Origin of the sequence: Paracoccus rhizosphaerae (genome assembly GCF_026162645.1) — a bacterium.
Lineage (GTDB): Bacteria > Pseudomonadota > Alphaproteobacteria > Rhodobacterales > Rhodobacteraceae > Paracoccus > Paracoccus rhizosphaerae.
In genome coordinates this window covers 1-19,238 of the sequence record NZ_JAOTBE010000032.1, presented here as the reverse complement: position 1 = coordinate 19,238, position 19,238 = coordinate 1, and the positions used below count along the sequence as shown (strand labels likewise).

Annotated in this window: 19 protein-coding genes, 1 tRNA gene and 2 pseudogenes; 11 read left to right on the top strand and 11 right to left on the bottom strand. The window is 65.8% G+C overall.

What is annotated here, in order from left to right:
* Positions 1-10: 10 nt before the first annotated feature.
* The 8 genes from crcB to OC184_RS12100 all read left to right on the top strand — a co-directional run bounded on the left by crcB (position 11) and on the right by OC184_RS12100 (position 7,591).
* Positions 11-385, top strand: coding sequence for a fluoride efflux transporter CrcB (gene crcB / locus OC184_RS12135; protein WP_265507451.1), 375 nt, complete (start codon positions 11-13; stop codon positions 383-385).
* Positions 382-1,431 carry an RluA family pseudouridine synthase gene (locus tag OC184_RS12130; RefSeq protein WP_265507450.1) on the top strand — a complete coding sequence of 350 codons (1,050 nt, stop codon included), beginning with the start codon at positions 382-384 and terminating at the stop codon, positions 1,429-1,431. Before crcB ends, OC184_RS12130 begins: the two co-directional genes overlap by 4 nt.
* Positions 1,428-2,084 (top strand): HAD-IA family hydrolase, encoded by a 657-nt coding sequence (locus OC184_RS12125; protein ID WP_265507449.1) that lies wholly within the window; start codon positions 1,428-1,430, stop codon positions 2,082-2,084. Before OC184_RS12130 ends, OC184_RS12125 begins: the two co-directional genes overlap by 4 nt.
* Positions 2,081-2,794 carry an ATP12 family chaperone protein gene (locus OC184_RS12120; protein WP_265507448.1) on the top strand — a complete coding sequence of 238 codons (714 nt, stop codon included), beginning with the start codon at positions 2,081-2,083 and terminating at the stop codon, positions 2,792-2,794. The genes OC184_RS12125 and OC184_RS12120 overlap by 4 nt, the downstream gene beginning before the upstream one ends.
* Before the next feature lie 170 nt (positions 2,795-2,964).
* Positions 2,965-3,990 (top strand): amino acid ABC transporter substrate-binding protein, encoded by a 1,026-nt coding sequence (locus OC184_RS12115; RefSeq protein ID WP_265507447.1) that lies wholly within the window; start codon positions 2,965-2,967, stop codon positions 3,988-3,990.
* A 105-nt stretch (positions 3,991-4,095) separates the two neighbouring features.
* Positions 4,096-5,352, top strand: coding sequence for an amino acid ABC transporter permease (locus OC184_RS12110; protein WP_265507477.1), 1,257 nt, complete (start codon positions 4,096-4,098; stop codon positions 5,350-5,352).
* A gap of 1 nt (position 5,353) precedes the next feature.
* Positions 5,354-6,808 carry an amino acid ABC transporter permease gene (locus OC184_RS12105; protein ID WP_265507446.1) on the top strand — a complete coding sequence of 485 codons (1,455 nt, stop codon included), beginning with the start codon at positions 5,354-5,356 and terminating at the stop codon, positions 6,806-6,808.
* 6 nt (positions 6,809-6,814) lie between these two features.
* A complete protein-coding gene (locus OC184_RS12100) occupies positions 6,815-7,591 on the top strand; it encodes an amino acid ABC transporter ATP-binding protein (RefSeq protein ID WP_322630205.1) in 777 nt (258 codons plus the stop codon).
* Between the two features lie 261 nt (positions 7,592-7,852).
* Here OC184_RS12100 and OC184_RS12095 read toward each other — a convergent pair whose 3' ends face one another.
* The 10 genes from OC184_RS12095 to rpmH form a co-directional block, all read right to left on the bottom strand.
* Positions 7,853-8,371, bottom strand: a complete 519-nt coding sequence (locus OC184_RS12095; protein WP_265507445.1) for a SixA phosphatase family protein — start codon at positions 8,369-8,371, stop codon at positions 7,853-7,855.
* A gap of 67 nt (positions 8,372-8,438) precedes the next feature.
* A complete protein-coding gene (gene argB, locus OC184_RS12090; RefSeq protein WP_265507475.1) occupies positions 8,439-9,338 on the bottom strand; it encodes an acetylglutamate kinase in 900 nt (299 codons plus the stop codon).
* 63 nt (positions 9,339-9,401) lie between these two features.
* Positions 9,402-10,052, bottom strand: coding sequence for a ribosome biogenesis GTP-binding protein YihA/YsxC (gene yihA, locus OC184_RS12085; protein ID WP_265507444.1), 651 nt, complete (start codon positions 10,050-10,052; stop codon positions 9,402-9,404).
* Positions 10,049-10,810 (bottom strand): MOSC domain-containing protein, encoded by a 762-nt coding sequence (locus tag OC184_RS12080; protein WP_265507443.1) that lies wholly within the window; start codon positions 10,808-10,810, stop codon positions 10,049-10,051. Before OC184_RS12080 ends, yihA begins: the two co-directional genes overlap by 4 nt.
* The gene (gene yidC, locus OC184_RS12075) at positions 10,807-12,645 is read right to left on the bottom strand and encodes a membrane protein insertase YidC (RefSeq protein WP_265507442.1); all 1,839 of its coding nucleotides are present in this window, start codon (positions 12,643-12,645) and stop codon (positions 10,807-10,809) included. The genes OC184_RS12080 and yidC overlap by 4 nt, the downstream gene beginning before the upstream one ends.
* Positions 12,646-12,818: 173 nt before the next feature.
* The gene (locus tag OC184_RS12070; protein WP_265507441.1) at positions 12,819-14,114 is read right to left on the bottom strand and encodes an EAL domain-containing protein; all 1,296 of its coding nucleotides are present in this window, start codon (positions 14,112-14,114) and stop codon (positions 12,819-12,821) included.
* 58 nt (positions 14,115-14,172) lie between these two features.
* Complete coding sequence (gene ttcA, locus OC184_RS12065; protein WP_265507440.1) at positions 14,173-15,057, bottom strand: tRNA 2-thiocytidine(32) synthetase TtcA; 885 nt, start codon at positions 15,055-15,057, stop codon at positions 14,173-14,175.
* Positions 15,041-15,304: a membrane protein insertion efficiency factor YidD gene (gene yidD, locus OC184_RS12060; RefSeq protein ID WP_265507439.1), complete on the bottom strand. Its 264-nt coding sequence runs from the start codon at positions 15,302-15,304 to the stop codon at positions 15,041-15,043. Before yidD ends, ttcA begins: the two co-directional genes overlap by 17 nt.
* Positions 15,301-15,693, bottom strand: a complete 393-nt coding sequence (rnpA, locus tag OC184_RS12055; protein WP_378926533.1) for a ribonuclease P protein component — start codon at positions 15,691-15,693, stop codon at positions 15,301-15,303. The genes yidD and rnpA overlap by 4 nt, the downstream gene beginning before the upstream one ends.
* A 53-nt stretch (positions 15,694-15,746) precedes the next feature.
* Positions 15,747-15,881: a 50S ribosomal protein L34 gene (rpmH, locus tag OC184_RS12050; protein ID WP_042247969.1), complete on the bottom strand. Its 135-nt coding sequence runs from the start codon at positions 15,879-15,881 to the stop codon at positions 15,747-15,749.
* 252 nt (positions 15,882-16,133) lie between these two features.
* Here rpmH and OC184_RS12045 point away from each other — a divergent pair, with 252 nt between their 5' ends.
* The 3 genes and pseudogenes from OC184_RS12045 to OC184_RS12035 form a co-directional block, all read left to right on the top strand.
* Positions 16,134-17,555: a sensor histidine kinase gene (locus OC184_RS12045; protein WP_265507437.1), complete on the top strand. Its 1,422-nt coding sequence runs from the start codon at positions 16,134-16,136 to the stop codon at positions 17,553-17,555.
* Between the two features lie 83 nt (positions 17,556-17,638).
* Positions 17,639-17,715, top strand: a tRNA-Arg gene (locus tag OC184_RS12040).
* 195 nt (positions 17,716-17,910) lie between these two features.
* Positions 17,911-18,601 (top strand): annotated as a pseudogene (locus OC184_RS12035) (IS5 family transposase); the annotation flags it as partial.
* 105 nt (positions 18,602-18,706) lie between these two features.
* On the opposite strand, the pseudogene OC184_RS12030 reads toward OC184_RS12035, so the two are convergent.
* Positions 18,707-19,113 (bottom strand): annotated as a pseudogene (locus OC184_RS12030) (IS5/IS1182 family transposase); the annotation flags it as partial.
* Positions 19,114-19,238 lie beyond the last annotated feature (125 nt).

Genomic DNA, 19,238 nt, shown 5'->3' with positions numbered 1-19,238 from the left:
GGAGCAGCCCATGATGAACCCATTCCTTCAGGTCGCCATCGGCGGCGCGGCGGGCGCGACGGCACGTTATGCCGTCTATCGCGCCATCACCTGGCACGGTCCCGCCTTTCCCGTCGCCACCGGCGTCGTCAACGTGCTGGGCAGCTTCGCCATGGGCGTGCTGGCCGTGGCCGTGGCCATGCGGCTTGGCGATCACTATGCACCGCTTCTGCTGACCGGGGTCCTGGGCGGGTTCACGACGTTTTCGGCCTTTTCGCTGGACGCGCTGACGCTGTGGGAACGCGGGCAGGTCTGGGGGATGGCGACCTACGTGCTGGCGTCGGTGGTGCTATCGCTGGCGGCGGTCGTCGCGGGGCTGGCGCTTGGACGGGGGATCTGGGCATGAGCGGCGTTCAGACGATCACCGTGGGCCAGGACGAGGGCGAGATGCGCCTGGACCGCTGGCTGAAGAAGCGGTTTCCGCAGCTGTCCCAGGGCGCGGTCGAGAAGATGTGCCGCACAGGCCAGCTGCGGGTCGATGGCGGCCGCGTCAAGGCCGCCACCCGGATCGAGCCGGGGCAGGAGGTGCGCGTCCCGCCGCTGCCCGACGCGCAGCCCGTCCCGGCCAAGCCTCGCCCGATCGGGCCGCGTCTGACCGACAGCGATGCGCAGATGATCCAGTCCGCGGTCCTGTGGAAGGACGAACACATCATCGCGCTGAACAAGCCGCCGGGCCTTCCAAGCCAGGGCGGCAGCGGCTTGGGCGGTCGCCACGTCGATGGCCTGACCGAGGCGCTGATGTTCGGCTTCAAGGACCGGCCCAAGCTGGTGCACCGGCTGGACAAGGACACCTCCGGCGTCCTGCTTCTGGCGCGCACCGACCGCGTGGCGCGGGCGCTGTCCGAGGCGTTCCGGTCACGCACCACACGCAAGATCTATTGGGCGGCGGTGGCGGGCGTGCCGCATCCGCGGATGGGCACCGTCCGCTATGGCCTGGTCAAGGGTGGCGGCGGGCGCGGCGACAACGAAAAGATGATCGCCGTCCATCCGCGCGACATCGACACCACCGAAGGCGCCAAGCGCGCGACGACGGATTATGCCGTTCTGGATGCGCTGGCGACGCGGGCCAGCTGGTGCGCGCTGGTGCCCATCACCGGGCGGACCCACCAGCTGCGCGCCCACATGGCCGAACTGGGCCACCCGATCGTCGGCGACGGCAAGTATGGCGGCTCGGGGCAGGAAAATCTGGGCGACGGCTGGGGCGCGCAACTGGGCGGAGAGATCAGCAAGAAGCTGCACCTGCACGCCCGCAGCCTGTCCTTCGACCACCCGATCACCAAGAAGCGCGTGACGCTGACGGCGCCCTTGCCCGAGCACATGCAGCGGACGTGGAAATTGCTCGGCTGGCACGAGAACGACGTCCCCGACGACCCGTTCGCGGAGGCCGAATGAGGCTGGTCGTCTTCGACGTCGACGGCACGCTGGTCGACAGCCAGGATCACATCCACCACGCCATGAGCTTCGCCTTCGAGGAGGCCGGGCTGACGCCGCTGCCCAAGGCGCGGGTGCTGACCATCGTCGGCCTGTCGCTGCCCGTCGCCGTCGCCGAGCTGGCGCCCGAGGCGGATGTCCAGACGCAGGCGCGGATCGTGGCCGGCTACAAGGACAGCTTCATGCGCGCCCGGCTGGAACGGGCGGCGCCGCTTTATCCGGGCGCGATGGAGTGCCTTGACCGGCTGGCGGCGCGGGACGACCTGCTGCTGGCGGTCGCCACCGGCAAGTCCCGGCGCGGCCTGGACGCGATGATCGCGGCGCATGGCCTGCAGGGCAGGTTCATCAGCCTGCAGACGGCGGACGGCCACCCGTCGAAGCCGCACCCCTCGATGCTGCTGGCCGCGCTGGCCGAGACGGGGGCCGAGGCGTCGCGGTCGGTGATGGTGGGCGATACCAGCTTCGACATGCTGATGGCCCGTGCGGCGGGCCTGCAGGGCTTTGGCGTCAGCTGGGGTTATCACCCGGTTACGGCGTTGACCGATGCCGGCGCTGCGCGGGTCGCCTGCGATTTCGACACACTGACCCGGACAATCGAGGAGTGGGCCGAATGAGCGAATGGAAGGCGCGCAGGTTCTGGACGCGGGTCGACACCAGCGCCACCGACGGCGGTTACGAGATCCTGCTGGACGACCGCGTGCTGCGGACGCCCGGCAAGCTGCCATTGGTGCTGCCGACCGCGCCCCTGGCGCAGGCGATCGCCGCCGAATGGGATGCGCAGTCGCAGGAAATCCTGCCACACACGATGCCGCTGACGCGGTCGGCAAACTCGGCGGTCGAGAAGGTCCTGCCGCAGGTCGAGGGCGTGGTCGACATGCTGGCCGAATATGGCGGGACAGACCTTCTGTGCTATCGCGCACCCGAACCCGCCGAACTGGTCGAACGACAGGCGGCCGAGTGGGACCCGCTTCTGGATTGGGCGAATGACCAGATGAGGGCCATCCTGCGCGTCACGACGGGCCTCATCCCGGTCGAGCAGGACCCAGCCGCCGTCGCGCGGCTTCGGTCGGAAGTGGCGGCCCTGGATCTCTGGGGGCTGACGGCGCTGCACGATCTGGTGACCATTCCCGGCTCTCTGGTCTTGGGGCTGGCGGTCATCCGCGGCCGGCTGACCGCGGCCGAGGCGCATCGCCTGTCTCGGATCGACGAGGATTTCCAGATTGAACGCTGGGGCGCCGATGAGGAAGCGGCCGAGGCGGCCGAGGAACGGCGCCTGTCCATGGAATGGGCAGAGAAGCTTTGGCAGCTGTCCCGCATGGGTTGAATGCGTCAGCCGGGCGTGACGCGGTTCTTGACGGGGCGGTTTGTATCGGCACAATGTCGCCTATTAGGACGGCAATCTGCAGGCTGTGCTATGACGACAAGGGCCGTTCACGGTCCGCATCGCCTTCGGGCCACGCGCGACGGCCCGGACGCTCCAACACAGAGGTAACAATGAAAAAATCGGTTTTCCTGGGAACGGTGGCCGCGGCGACGATGATCGCCGGTATGGGCCTTGCCCAAGAGGGTTCGACCCTGGCCCAGGTCAAGGAACGTGACGAGTTGAACTGCGGCGTGAACACGGGCCTTGTGGGCTTCGCCGCGCCGGACGCCAGCGGCAACTGGACGGGTTTCGACGTGGCCTATTGCCGCGCCCTGGCCGCTGCCGTGCTGGGCGACCCGAACAAGGTGCGCTTCGTGCCGACCACCGGCCAGACCCGCTTCACGGCGCTGAGCTCGGGCGAGGTGGACGTGCTGGCCCGCAACTCGACCTGGACATTCTCTCGCGATACGGACCTTGCGCTGGATTTCGTGGGCGTGAACTACTACGACGGCCAGGGCTTCATGGTCCGCAAGGACTTGGGTGTGACCTCGGCCAAGGAACTGGACGGGGCGACGATCTGCATACAGACCGGCACTACGACCGAGCTGAACCTGGCCGACTATTTCCGCGCCAACAACATGAGCTACACGCCCGTCAATATCGACAGCAATGCCGAGGGCGAACAGCAGTACATGGCCGGCGCCTGCGATGCCTACACCACCGATGCCTCGGGCTTGGCGGCAACGCGGGCGGCATTCGCTGACCCGGAAAACCACATTATCCTGCCCGAGATCATCTCGAAGGAACCACTTGGGCCGGCCGTGCGCCACGGCGACAACAACTGGGGCGACATCGCCCGCTGGACGCTGAACGCGCTGATCGCGGCCGAGGAATACGGCGTCACCTCGCGCAACATCGAGGAACTTGTCCGGTCGTCGAACAACCCCGAGGTCCAGCGCCTTCTGGGCGTGTCGGATGAACTGGGCGCGATGATCGGCCTTGACGCCGAATGGGCGCGCCGCGCTATCCTGGCCAATGGCAACTATGGCGAGATCTTCGCGGCCAACATCGGCGAACAGACCCCGATCGGCCTGGCCCGCGGGCTGAACGCGCAATGGACGCAGGGCGGCCTGCTCTACGCGCAGCCGTTCCGCTGATCCCGACGAGCCGCGGGCCGAACCGGCCCGCGGCTGTCCTGCAACGATGAACCTGCCCGCGAAAAACGGCGACAAGCCGATGGCAGGCGACAGGGGTAAATGATGATGACGGACGTCTCGGTGCCGGCGAACCCGCCGTTCCGGCTGAGCATGCTGATCCATGACCGACGATATCGGTCGCTGACCTTCCAGGTAATCGTGTTCATCCTGGTGATGGCGCTGTTCTGGTGGCTGATCAACAACACGCTGCAGAACCTGGCCCTGCTAGGAAAAAGCTTCGATTTCGGCTTCCTGTTCCAGCGCGCGGGCTACGACATCCCGCAGACGCCGATCCCCTACACCGCCGACGACACGCATCTGCGCGCGGCCGTCGTGGGTCTGCTGAACACGCTGATCGTCGCCGTCCTGGGCTGCATCTCGGCGACGGTGCTGGGGGTGATCGTCGGCGTGGCGCGGCTGTCGAAGAACTGGCTGTTTGCGCGGCTGATGACCGTCTTTGTCGAGATCTTCCGTAACATGCCGCTGCTGCTGTGGATCCTGATCATCTATGCGATCTTCACCGAGATCCTGCCGCCGCCCAACGCCTATCGCGGCGAAGACCCGGCCTGGTCGATGATCCTGTTCGACAACGTGGCGCTGACCAACCGCTATACCTCGATCCCGACACTGGGGATGACGAACGACCCGGGCAGCCTGGACTTGGGCGCGCGGATCACGTTCAACTGGGCGACCATCGCCTTTATCGTGGTGCTGGTGGGCGGCTGGTTCGCGCGTCGGGCGATCCGCAACCATGCGCAGTCGGTCCAGGACCGGACGGGCGAACGGCCGACGACCTGGTGGAAGACGCTCGCGGTGATGGTGCTGCCGTCGCTGTTCCTGATCTGGTATTTCGGCCTGCACCTGGAACCGCCCAGTCTTCAGGGCTTCAACTTCTCGGGCGGTCTGAACGTCTCGAACGGGCTTGTCGCGCTGTGGCTGGCGCTGACGCTCTATACCGCCGCCTTCATCGCCGAGATCGTGCGCGCTGGCATTCTGGCCGTCAGCCGCGGCCAGTCCGAGGCCGCCTTCGCCCTGGGCCTGCGTCCGAACCGCACAATGAGCCTGGTGATCCTGCCGCAGGCGCTGCGGGTGATCATCCCGCCGCTGATCTCGCAATACCTGAACCTGACCAAGAACAGCTCGCTTGCGATTGCCGTGGGTTACATGGACCTGCGGGGCACTCTTGGCGGCACGACGCTGAACCAGACGGGCCGGGAACTCGAGGCGATCGTGCTGATGATGCTGACCTATTTGGCGCTCAGCCTGATCATCTCGGCCGGGATGAACGTCTTCAACGCCAGCGTCAAACTGAAGGAGCGGTGAGATGAGCGACACCCACGCCCAGACCGTCCCCTTCGTCCGCGACACGATGCTGCCCGCCGCCTCGCCGCCCGACCGGCAATCGGGGGCGATCCGCTGGCTGCGCGAGAACCTGTTCTCGGGGCCGGTGAACACCGTCCTGACGATCCTCGGGGCGCTGATCATCTGGTTCCTGGTCGCGACCTTCTGGGACTGGTTCGCGCATTCCGTCTGGAATGCCTCCAGCCTGTCCGAATGCCGCGAGATTATTGCCGCCACCTGGGGAGAGGGCGCGCGCGGCGCCTGCTTCGCCGTCATCCGAGAACGCTGGAACCAGTACGTTTTCGGCTTCTACCCGCCCGAACTTTACTGGCGCCCGACGATGACCTTCGGCCTGCTGATGGTCGCGCTGGCGCCGGTGCTGTTCGGCGCGTCGCTGACGATCCGCCGGGTGGTGCTGGGCATCACTGCCATCGTCACGCTGGCCGCGATGATGTGGCTGGGCGTTCCGGCCGGTTGGCTGGCCTTCACCGCCGTCGTCCTGGCCTTCGGCTTCCTCGCGTCCGAGCGCAACATCGCTTGGCTTCTTCCGTTCTCGATCGTCTATCCGCTGCTCGGGGTCTGGTTTCTCTGGGGCGGGACGCTTTGGGGGCCGATCTTCGTGCTGGCGGGGCCTGTGCTGGGCTGGCTGGCCTGGCGGCTGCTGGGCAGCCGGGCGCCGATGCTGGGCGTGGTCGTGGCGGCGCTGGTCACCATCCTCTTCTGGCTGTTCCTGGCCGGTGATGCGGCGACCGACGCGCAAGGGCTGGTCCCGCTGGCTATCGAGCCGGTGCGGTCCGACCGCTTCGGGGGCTTTCTTCTGTCGCTAACCATCGGCGTGGCGGGCATCGCGCTGTCGCTGCCGCTTGGCATCGTGCTGGCCCTGGCACGGCGGTCGGACATGTTCCTGATCAAGTCACTGGCCGTCATGTTCATCGAGTTCATCCGCGGTGTGCCGCTGATCGCGCTGCTGTTCGTGGCATCGCTGCTGCTGAACTATTTCTTGCCGCCGGGCACCAGCTTCGACATCATCTTGCGCGTCATCATCATGGTGACGATCTTCGCCGCCGCCTACATGGCCGAGGTGATCCGCGGCGGGCTTGCCGCCCTGCCCAAGGGCCAGTACGAGGCCGCCGACGCGCTCGGCCTAGACTACTGGAAGGCGCAGCGGCTGATCGTGTTGCCGCAGGCGCTGAAGATCAGCATTCCGGGCATCGTGTCGACCTTCATCGGCATGTTCAAGGACACGACACTGGTGACCTTTGTCGGCCTCTACGACCCGCTGAAGTCGATGTCGGACGCCGTGCGCGCCAATATCGCCTGGAAGGGCATCTACTGGGAGCCGTTCATCTTCGTCGGCGCCATCTTCTTTCTCATCTGCTTCGGCATGTCGCGATACTCGATGTATCTGGAACGCCGGCTGCAGCGCGACCACAGGTAGGACCCGATGAGCGAACGGACAACGCGCCAACAGATGACGATCAGCGACGAGGTCGCCATCGACATCCGCAACATGAACAAGTGGTACGGCAGCTTCCACGTGCTGCGCGACATCGACCTGACGGTCCATCGCGGCGAACGGATCGTCATCGCCGGACCTTCAGGTTCGGGCAAGTCCACCCTGATCCGCTGCATCAACCGGCTGGAAGAGCACCAGTCGGGCCACATTGTTGTGGACGGGGTGGAGCTGACCAACGACATCAAGAACATCGACAAGGTGCGGTCGGAAGTCGGCATGGTGTTCCAGCACTTCAACCTGTTCCCGCACCTGACGGTGCTGGAGAACTGCACGCTGGCGCCGATCTGGGTCCGCAAGATCCCGCGCAAGCAGGCCGAGGCGACGGCGCGTCGGTTCTTGGAGAAGGTCAAGATCCCCGAACAGGCCGACAAGTATCCGGGCCAGCTGTCGGGCGGTCAGCAGCAGCGGGTGGCGATCGCCCGTTCGCTTTGCATGCAGCCCAAGATCATGCTCTTCGACGAGCCGACCAGCGCGCTTGACCCCGAGATGATCAAGGAGGTCCTGGACACGATGATCGAGCTGGCCGAGGAGGGGATGACGATGATCTGCGTTACTCACGAGATGGGCTTTGCGCAGGCCGTCGCGAACCGGGTGATCTTCATGGACCAGGGCCAGATCGTCGAGCAGAACAGTCCGACCGAGTTCTTCAACAACCCCAAGTCCGAACGGACCAAGCTGTTCCTCAGCCAGATCCTGGGGCACTGAGCGGTCAAGGCCAGACTGAAGCAGCGTGCGCAGGTTCCTGCCGCGCTGCCAGCCGTGGCAATGCTTCTTTCCCGTCAGTGCTCACTGGCTGACAAAATCCAGCTCGGCCGCCAGGCGAAGCGGCGGCGAAGTCACACCGCCGCACTTGGAAGCCTGTGGCGGCGTCCACGATTGAACTGCAAAACCGCCGCCCTTCGGCGTTCCGCGGGCGTAGGACACCGCAGGCTGGGGCTGTCCGCTGGAATGGACAGGCCGGGTGGATCAGTTGCGCCCGTCGAAGCGGATGAAATCCTTGACGCTGCCCTGTCGGGGCTGCACCTCGCGCCAATCGTCGATCTGGAAATCGACGACCAGGGTCGCGGCAGTCGGATAGCGGCGGAACTCCGGATCGACCGGCGGGTGGGCCGGCAGCAGTGCCGCGAGTTCCGAAATGCCGGGGTTGTGGCCCAGCATCATGACCGTGGGCTGCGTTGCGGTCTTCAGCACCGCCAGCATCCGGTCGGGCCCCGCCTGATAGAGCGATGGCTCGATCCGGACCGAGGGGCGGACTTCCAGCGGTGCGCCGGCGATCACCGACCAGGTCTCCCGCGTGCGCGCCGAGGAGGAGCACAGCACCTCCTCGGGTTCATAGCCGCGGCTGGCCATCCAGTCGCCAAGCGCGCGGGCGGACCGGCGACCGCGGTCATTCAGCGGCCGGTCGTGATCGTCTAGTGTCGGATCGTCCCAGGCCGACTTGGCGTGGCGGGTCAGGATCAGGCGTCTGTAGCCATGTGGGGTCATCGCGGGCTGCCTTTCGTGCCACCGGTCCGCGCAGCCTGCCACAGCAATCGCCCGGCCTGCAAGCCGGTCAGAGGCCGGTATCGCCCTGGCGCAGCCCGCGCGGCTTGACCCGCGGTTCGGTGGTGCGGATCAGCGAACCTGCGCCATGTTCGGTGAACAGCTCCAGCAGGCAGGCATTCGGCACGCGCCCGTCCAGGATCACCACGGCCCGCACCCCGTCCTCGAGCGCCTTGAGCGCCGTTTCGGTCTTGGGAATCATGCCCCCCGCGATCTGGCCGTCAGCGATCATGGCACGAACCTGATCGGGGTGGAGCGCGGTCACGACCTCTCCGCTGGCGTCCTTGACGCCCGACACGTCGGTCAAGAGCAGCAGCCGGTCTGCCTGCAGCGCGCCGGCGATGGCGCCGGCGGCTGTGTCGCCGTTGACGTTGAAGGTCTCGTTATCCTCCATCCCCGTGGCGACGGGGGCGATGACCGGGATCATGCCGGCGCCATAGAGGTCGCGGATGATCTGGACGTTCATCTCGACCGGGCGGCCGACGAAGCCAAGCTCGGGGTCGTCGACCTCGCAGACCATCATGTCGTCGTCCTTGCCCGAGATGCCGACCGCACGACCGCCCGCATCGTTGATGGCCTGGACGATGCGCTTGTTGACCAGGCCCGACAGGACCATCTCGACCACTTCGACGGTTTCCTTGGTGGTCACGCGCTTGCCGCGCACGAAGCGGCTTTCGATTCCCAATCGGTCCAGCAGGTCGTTGATCATCGGTCCGCCGCCGTGGCAGACGACCGGGTTCATGCCGACCTGCTTCATCAGCACGATGTCGCGGGCGAATTCGGCCATGGCGTCGTCGTCACCCATCGCATTGCCGCCGAACTTGACCACGACGACCGCGCCCGAATAACGCTGAAGGTAGGGCAGGGCCTCGGAAAGGGTGCGGGCGGTGGCGATCCAGTCACGATTCATGTTCTGTGTTCTCATCCTGAAGGTCCCTGGCTGACGGGGCGGACCCTAGGGCGCATGGGCCGATCAGTCCAGCCCGGCGATGATCGTGCGCAGCGTAGCGATGCCGTGGCCCTTCTCGGACGAGGTAACCACGATTTCTGGATAGGCGGCAGGATGCTTCTGCAGCGCCTCCTCGACCTGGGCCAGGACCGGCTTGATGGCGTTCGGGCCCAGCTTGTCGGTCTTGGTCATGACCACCTGGAAGGGCACGGCCGAGCGGTCCAGCAGGGTCATGATCTCGTGGTCGACATCCTTCACGCCGTGTCGCGAGTCGATCAGGCAGAAGGCGCGACGGAGCGTCTGCCGACCCGCCAAATAGTTCTTCAGCAGCGCCTGCCACTTGGCGACCACCGCAACCGGCGCTTTGGCAAAGCCATAGCCGGGCAGGTCGACTAGATAGGCCTGCTGCCCCAGAGTGAAATAGTTGATTTCTTGCGTGCGGCCGGGGGTGTTCGACGCGCGCGCGATGCCCTTGCGGCCGGTGAGCGCGTTGATCAGGCTGGACTTGCCGACATTGCTGCGTCCGGCGAAGCAGACCTCGGGGCGGTCGGCGGCGGGCAGGCCGTTCATGGCGACGACGCCCTTGAGGAAATCGACCGGACCCGCGAACAGCAGACGCGCGGCCTCGGCCGCGGCGGGATCGGGTTCGGGGGCGACGGGGAAGGCGACTTTCATGCGGCGACCTGATCCTGAAGGCGGATCTGGCCGCCGGTGACGACCTCGGCGAAGACGCCGAAATCCGTGTGGCCGTAAAGGCGGTCTAGCGTCGCGACCATGTCGATGTCACGCTGTCCGCTGGCGGTGTCCGCGCTGGTGGCATCGCAGCGGCCGACATGGGCGCTGATGCGCAGCTCGACATTTCCGATCCGGATGACATGGCCGATCAGGTTGCGTTCGGCAAAGGGCGGCCAGCCGTCGACCCACAGGTTGCCGCGCCAGCGGTGGATACCGAATGTCTGCCCCGCACGGGCTTCCAGATCGGCAAGGCTGGTCAGCGACAGGATCGAGATCCACGGCCATTTCTGGTCCGTCCAAATGGCTGCGCCGCGGACCAGCCGCGTCGGCGGGGGCAGGTCCTGCGGCCAGAGCGGCCGCAGCCAGTCGATCAGACGGTGTCCGTCGGTTTCGGGATCGACCGCGATCTCTCCGTGGCTCGGGTGCGACAGATGCAGCCGGCCATCCCGCCAGCCGCCCTGGATCGCCTGCAGGTCAAGGCAGGCGACGCCGCGCAGGAAGCAGGACTTGGGCAGCCAGCGGTCGGGTTGCCCGCCGGTCTGGCTAGCGATCGCATGACGCTCTCCTCCCTCAGTGAGGATCGCCCATTCGCGGTCGCCAGGCAGGCGGCGGGCCGCCTGCAGGGTGACACTGTCCAGCCCCTCTCCGCCGACCGACTTGATCGGATGGCGGCGGATCAGGGCCAGCCGCGCGGTCACTTGCCGCCCGCGCGCCGACGGGCGGGCAGCGAGGACCTGATGTTGCCGAAGAGATCAGGACGGTGACCGTGCATCGACATGATCGTGTACTGCTGGATGATCGTGATCACGTTGTTGGTGATCCAGTACAGCACCAGACCCGAGGCAAAGCCGCCCAGCATGAACATGAAGATCCACGGCATCCAGGCGAAGATCATCTTCTGAGCCGGATCGGTCGGCGCCGGGTTCAGGCGCTGCTGCATCCACATGCTGATCCCCAGCAGGATCGCCAGCGCCGGCAGCGACAGCGAGTGCAGCAGCGTTCCCTGCGCCGGTGCCGCATAGGGCAGCAGGCCGAACAGGTTCAGCAGGCTGGACGGATCTGGCGCGGACAGGTCATGGATCCAGCCGATCCAGGGCGCGTGACGCAGTTCGATCGTGACGAAGATCACCTTGTAGAGCGAGAAGAAGATCGGGATCTGCAGCAGGATCGGCAGGCAGCCGGCGGCCGGGTTCACCTTTTCACGCTTGTAGAGCTCCATGACCTCTTTCTGGAACTTCATGCGGTCGTCGCCGGTGCGGTTCTTGATCTCCTCCATCTGCGGCTGCAGTTCCTTCATCTTCGCCATCGAGATGTAGGATTTGCGCGCCAAGGGGAAGACCAGCGTCTTCAGCACGAAGGTCAGCGCGATGATCGCCCAGCCCATGTTGCCGATGATGCCGTGCAGCCAGTGCAGCAGGCGGAAGATGGGCTTGGTCAGGAAGTAGAACCAGCCCCAGTCGATGGCATCGACGAAACGCTCGATGCCGGGGGATTCCTCGTAGGCGTCCAGAACCTCCCAGACCTTGGCTCCGGCGAAGAGATAGCTGTCGGCGGTCAGCTGTGTGCCCGGCTGCACGGTCTGCATCGGGAAGCGGGCCTCGGTCTGGTAGATGTCGGCGCCGTCGGCGTATTTTACTACGGCGGTGAAGGCCTGGCCCGGGGCGGGCGCCAGGGTCGTCATCCAGTACTTGTCGGTGAAGCCGATCCAGCCGTTCGAGTCGACGTCAAACACCTCGGCCCGGCCCTCGCGCGCGACGGGGTCGAGTTCGGCGATGTCGCCATAGTCCATCTCGATCAGGGTGCCGTCTTCCATGCCCACGACGCCTTCGTGCAGCACGAAGTAGTTCTGCGTGTCCGGGCGTCCGTGGCGCGCGATGATGCCGTAGGGCGCGGCCTGGAACGCGGTGTCACCGTCGTTCTGGATGCTCTGCGACACGGTGAACAGATAGTTGTCGTCCAGCTGGAAGGTGCGGCGGAAGACCTGGCCCGAGCCGTTGTCCCAGGCCAGCGTGACCGGCTGACCGGGGGACAGCACGTCCCCGGATTCAAGCGACCAGACGGTGCCGGGACCAGGAACGGCTGACGGATCGACGCCGGGGCCGGGGGTCCAGCCATAGACGGTGTAATAGGGCTTGTAGGCCGCAGGATCGGCAGTGACGCTGTAATCGGCCGTGGCCGACGAGGGCGACAGAAGCCGGACATCGGGCGAATCCTCGTCCAGCGTTTCCTCGTACCGGGTCAGCAGCAGGTCATCGACCCGTCCGCCCAGCAGCGAGATCGAGCCGGCCAAAGCCTCTGACGCGATGGGCACGCGCGCCACCGGGTCGATTGCCTCTGGCGCCGCGGCCAAGTCTGCGGGCGCCGTGCCAGTCTCGGCGGGGGCCAGGGGCTGGTCCGTGATCGTCTGTTCCGCCAGTGGCTGGCCAGAGGGCTGGTCCGACACGGGTTCGGGGGCGAAGACCGTGTACCAGACCAGGATCACCAGGAACGACAGGACCGTCGCCAGGATCAGATTGCGGTTGTTGTCTTCCATACTTCGGTTACCACCGTCATCGCGTCAGTCGCGCCGGTTCAACAGAAGGCACCCCGAAAGGTCAAGCGGATTTGGCATGCGGCGCAGGAATACAAGGGTCTTCGCACCGCATCGGCGGCCGTCCGGCGCTGGCGGTCGATGTCTGCGCATGCGGCCAATCGACGCCGTGACGGTCAGCCGTGGCGCGCGATCGTCGGAAGATCCCGCGACGAGGTCCTGTGGCGCGCAAGGAAGTCGAAGCTCTGGTTCAGCGGAACCGGCCGAGAGATGGCATAACCCTGCACCTCGTCGCAGCCCATCTGCGCGAGAAAGCCATATTCCTCGCGCGTCTCGACCCCCTCGGCCAGCGTCGCGATGCCAAGCCGCTCTGCCAGCGCCAGGATGGCCAGGATCATACGCTGCTGGTTGGGGTCGATATCGCAGGCGGTCACGAAGCTGCGGTCGATCTTGATGCGGTTGATGCCGAACTGCCGGATGGCATCCAGGCTGGCATATCCGGTGCCGAAATCGTCCAGGTCGATCTGGCAGCCGGCCTCGGCAAGCTTGCGCAGGTTGGCGCGGGTTTCGGCGCTGCTGGTCAGCGGGCCCACGCTTTCCAGAACCTCGACCACAAGGCGGCGCGGCGGGATGTCGTGGCGGTCCAGTTCCCACAGAAGGCAGTCCGCGAAACCCGCATCCGACAGCTCGCAGTTTGAGATGTTGATCGAGATCGTCGGCACGTCGAAGCCGGCCTCGTCCCAGGACCTCAGCGCTGCCAGGGACTGCGCCAGCATGCACAGGGTCAGGTTGTTGTGATCCGCGTCCGACATCTGCGGCATGAAGGCCCCCGGCGCCAGCAGGCCGCGTTGCGGATGGCTCCAGCGGGCCAGCGCCTCGAACCCGGTGATCCGGCCGGTGTGGCAGCTGACCTGGGGCTGGAACCACGCCTCGATCTGGTTGGCCCTGACGGCGTCGCTGACCGTGGCGACCAGTTCGGGACCGGCCAGCTTCGGGTCGTGTGTAAACAGACTCAGCTGGCCCAGTGACCGCCCATCGACCATCTCCATCCGGCGGCGGGCGTTGATCATCAGCGCGCCCAGGTCGGGCAGGTCAGGGGATTGGGCGTGGACCAGCACGCCGGTCATGACTGGCGTCACGGTCGTCCCCGACAGCGGAACCGGCATCTGTCCCTGCTGCTGCAGGCGGCGCGCGATATGCAGCGCCTCCTGGTCGGTGCGGTTGCGCAGGATGAATGCAAAGAGGCCCGGCGCGATGACCTGCAGCGGATCGTGGTGCCGCACCGCGCGCCCCAACGTCATCGACAGCTGGACCAGCAGGTGGCTGAGCGCCGTCTTGTCCAGCAAGCGACCCAGAACCTCGGTATTCTCGAGCCGCAGGATCAGGACGGAGCGAGAGACGTCGCCTGCCTCGGACACGCTGCTCAGTAGCTTGCGGATGGGCGAAAACAGGCGATGGACGTTCCTGGGCATGCCGGACCTCTCACGGAATCAACGTGATCAGGTCTAGCGCGCAATGCTTTTCGTTCGGTTAATGTTCCAGAGTTTCGTCGCCAAGCCGCGGAACGTCCTGCACCGCCCCGCCTGGCGCGGGGAACAGCGAGGCGAAATCAAAGAGCTTCGGGTCCAGCAGATGCGACGGGCGTACGTTCATCAGCGACCGGAACATGACCTGCCGCCGGCCGGGCGTGCGCGCCTCCCATTCATCCAGCAGCCGCTTGACCTGCACACGCTGCAGACCCTCCTGGCTACCGCAAAGGTCGCAGGGGATGATCGGATAGTTCATCGCGCGCGCGAAGCGCTCGCAATCGGCCTCGGCCACGTAGGCCAGGGGACGCAGGACGGTCAGATCCCCATCCTCGTTCAGCAACTTCGGCGGCATGGTCGCCAGCCGCCCGCCATGGAAAAGGTTCATGAAGAACGTCTCGAGGATGTCGTCGCGGTGATGGCCCAGCACCACGGCGGAACAACTCTCCTCGCGCGCGATGCGATAGAGATTGCCGCGTCGAAGCCTTGAACAGAGCGCGCAATAGGTGCGGCCCTGCGGCACCTTTTCCTTCACGATGGAATAGGTGTCCTGGTATTCGATCCTGTGCGCGACGCCGCGCGCCTGCAGGAACTCGGGCAGGACCGTCGCCGGAAAGCCCGGCTGCCCCTGGTCGAGGTTGCAGGCCAGCAGGTCGACCGGCAGCAGCCCGCGCCACTGAAGCTCGTGCAGGATCGCCAGCAGCGTATAGCTGTCCTTGCCGCCCGACAGGCAGACGAGCCAGCGGTCGCCGGGGCGGATCATGCCATAGTCCTCGATCGCGGCGCGGGTCTCGCGGACAAGACGCTTGCGCAGCTTGCGGAACTCGGTCCCCTGCGGCGCGCCGGCGAACAGCGGATGGATCTCGGTCTCGTCAGTGTCGTCCAGCATGGCGGGCCTCTTCGTGGTCGGGATCGGCGCCCGGAACGGGGTCATAGCCGCAGCCGCCCCAGGGATGGCAGCGCGCGATGCGGCGCAGGGTCAGCCAGCCCCCGCGAAGCGCGCCATGACGTTCCAGCGCATCCATCGCATAGGCCGAGCACGTCGGCTGGAACCGGCAGCCATGTCCGACCCAGGGCGACGCGACGAGGCGATAGGCCCGCACCGGAAGCGCCGCGATGCGCGCCAAGGGGCTCATCCGTGGACCTTGGCCATGGCGCGCGCGAAATCCTCGCGCAGGTCTTCGAAGCCGCGTTCGATGGTCGCCTGCGGGCGGCCGACAAGGACATAGTCCCAGCCAGGCCGGCCAAGTGCCGACAGCCCCAGGCGAGCGACTTCGCGCAGGCGGCGCTTGGCGCGGTTTCGCGCGACCGCGTTGCCGATCTTCTTCGAGCAGGTGAAGCCGACGCGCGGCGGCCCGTCGTCGTCGCGCCTCCTGGCCTGCAACAGGAACCCGGGCGTACCTTGCCGCCTGGCGCGCGATGCGGCCAGGAAGTCGGCCCGCTTCTGCAGGACTGGAGGCATGCGAAATGCCGCCGTGCCGACATCCCTTGGCTGATCTTCAGCAGGATGGGGCAGTGGCGGCATGTCGAAAGCCTTCATGCGGCGGCCGTGGCCGCCGGCGTGATCGCCTGTCGCGGTCAGGCCGACAGACGCTTGCGGCCCTTGGCGCGGCGGCGGTTCAGCACCAGACGGCCGCCCTTGGTGGCCATGCGGGCGCGAAAGCCGTGACGGCGCGCACGAACGAGGTTCGACGGTTGGAAGGTGCGCTTCATGGTCAGTCTCCGGATCGGTTCTTGCGGGGGGCGGCCAGGCGGGGCAGGGTAGCCAAAAGCCGCCCCGCGCCGTGGCGCCGGTTGTTCGAAGCCCGCTGGATAGTGGACCCGCCCGCCTGCGTCAACACTTCATCTCTACGGCAGTGCAGATGGGGCTTGAACGGAACCGGGCACTCATCACATTCGTTTGATGTGCAATCCAATCCTTGCGTGGCCGATAACCGGCGCTGGCCATACCACAATCCGGACAAGATGCGACTGAATACGATCTCTGGCCGATTCGCCGCGCTGACGACCATGTTCGTCATCCTGGCCGAGCTGTTCATCCTGCTGCCATCCCTGGCTGGCTTCCGGCTGGATTTCCTCGAATCGCGGCTGGAGCGTGCGCAGATCGCCAGTCTTGCCCTGCTGGCGACCGACGATTCGCTGGCCACCGACCTGGAAAGCGAGCTGCTGCAGAACGCGGGCGTCCTGAACGTCGTCCTGCGGCGCAACGACATCCGGCAGCTGGTCCTGTCGTCGCGCATCCCCGGACCCATCGCCGCGACCTATGACCTGCGGGACGAGGACGTTCTGCAGACGATCGACGATTCGCTGGCGGTGCTTCTGGACCGGCAGGACCGGGTCATTCGTGTCATCGGCTCTCCGGTGAACCAGGCGGGGCAACTGATCGAGATCACCATGCAGACCCAGCCCCTGCGGCAGGCGATGATCGACTATGCCCTGCGGCTTCTGGGCGTGTCGGCCATGTTCTCGATCCTGACGGCGATCCTTCTGTTCCTGGCGGCACAGCGCCTGATCCTGGTGCCGATCCGCCGGGTGATCACGCACATGACCGCCTATGCCAACGCCCCCGAGGATGCGCGCCACATCATCATCCCCGACGCTCGCCTGTCCGAACTGAACGAGGCCGAGACCGCGCTGCAGTCCATGCAGCAGACGGTGACGTCCTCACTGAAGCAGAAGGAGCGGATGGCCCAGCTGGGGCAGGCGGTGGCAAAGATCAGCCATGACCTGCGCAACATCCTGACGACGGCGCAGATCTTCGCCGACCGGCTGGAGGAAAGCGCAGACCCCAAGGTCCGCCGCGCCGCGCCCAAGCTGGTCAACTCGATCACCCGCGCCGTGAACCTGTGCGAGACGACGCTGGCCTTCGGCAAGGCCGAGGAGCCGATGCCGACGCTGTCACGGTTCAACCTGGCGCAGCTGGCCGCCGAGGTGGTCGAGGCCGAGACCTTGGCGGGGGAGATGTCGGGCCAGGTCGATTTCATCACGGACATTCCGCCCAGCATGATGATTCGCGCTGACCGCGACCAGCTCTACCGCGTCCTGGCGAACCTGGCGCGCAACGCCCGCCAGGCGATCGAAGCGACCGGCAAGCCCGGCACCGTCGAGATTGGCGCCGGCGAGGGCGATGCCGACTGGTGGATCAAGGTCTGCGACACGGGGCCGGGCTTGCCCGATAAGGCGCGGGAATACCTGTTCAAGCCCTTCACCGGCAGCACGCGCCGGGGCGGCACGGGGCTTGGCCTGACCATCGCCGCGGATCTGGTCCGTGGGCACGGGGGTCGGCTGGACCTTTTGCGCAGTGACGCCGACGGTAGCCAGTTCTGCATTCACATCCCGCGCGGCATGACTGCCGTATCCTCACGACCGATCCTCGAGGCCGGATGACAGGTTTATGAAAAACCTGTCGCGATTTCGACTTTTCGCTCTTGCATCCCCCGAGGCGGGCCGGTAAGTCCCCTCCTCAAGACGGACCCGTAGCTCAGCTGGATAGAGCACCAGACTACGAATCTGGGGGTCGGGCGTTCGAATCGCTCCGGGTCCGCCATATCTCCCTTCGTAAACGTTGGACAATTGCCGTCGGCGTCACGGCTTTGCCTTTCGGTGGTCCAACAACTCCGCCTGCTCCTTCCTGTTTCGCCGGTGGCAAAGCCATTCCTGCCTTTGTCTTCGGATGGCGTTTTTGCACTTATCAGGGAGGTGGATTCGCGTTGTGAATTTTGAATGTTAGCTTCGGGACATGATCCCCTACCGCCGCCCGGACGGTCCCGTGACCCTGCTGATCGACATCGAGCCATGGGAACGCCACTGGTCCGAGTGACCATGGCAAGGCGGTATCAAGTTCCGTGGCGATGGCGAGTGGCAGGCGCGCAAGCATGCTGCGTCTCGACGCAGGGCACGCCTGGTTGCGCCACTGGTTCGAGCGACCATGGCGCGCGGCGCAAGGTCCATATCGGCATGGATGCTCAGACTGGCGACGTCCGGGCCGTCGAATTCACGTCGAGCCGACAAGGCGACAGCCCGCTGCTGCCAGACCTGCTTGCACAGATCCCCGAGGAGGAAGAAATCGGCGCGGTCACGGCCGACGGCGCCCATGACACCAGACGATGCCATGGCGCAATCGTTGATCGAGGGGCCGAAGCGCACATCCCCATCCGCCGGAACGGTCGCGCCTGGAAAGAGGATTGCCCGGCCGCACGCGTCCGCAACGACATCCTGCACGGGACACGACACCTGGGACGAGCCAACCGGAAGCGTTCAGTCGGCTACCGCGTCCGAAGTCGGTCGAGGCGCGGATGAATCGCCTCAAGGCCTTCGGCGAACGCATCGCCTGACGCGACCCGGATCGACAGACTGCGGACATCCAGATACGCATCGCCATATTAAACAGATACAACGCGTTCGCCATGGCCGAGATCACAGCCGTTGGCTGAACGCAAAGCGCGATAGAATCATCTCAGCCCGCAGCCAGTTAGCGCAACAATGCCATTTGTTGCAGAACTCGGCGTTGAGGCGAAATTTGCCCTTACCCACTGATGTCAGACCATGCGTTCTATCCCGGCGGTGCCGGGCGCGTTGAAGCGATTCGAGAGTGCGACTCAGTGGGATTTTGGGGGTTTATCTGGGGTCTCGCGAGGCAATCCGCTCGCCGAAGGATTTAAGACATCTCATCTTTGCTTCAATCCTGCTCCAGACGTGATAGCCGGATCAGTGCTTCCAGTTGGTCCGATCGAAGCGCCTGGTCGCCCGGAGGATGTCGCCCGCGGGCGGCGGGGACGTCGTCCTTCCAGAAGCGTTCGTTTCTGCGGATCGAAACCGCGACCGTGCCGCCCCGATCCGAGATAGCGGTGTGGCAGCGCCGGGTGTCGAAGGCCACCTCGCCAGTCACGGTGCCGATTTGTTCATCGGGCGGGATCTGGTTCGAAAAGTCAGCCAATGAGGAAGACAAGGGGCGTTGTTGCGTAACTCTGACGTGGGACGATTCACATCGCGAACCCGTGCGGTTAGACGGGTCGCATGAGTAAGCCTCCACCCGCCCGCTACCGCACGACGAACTGGTCCAGCTATAAC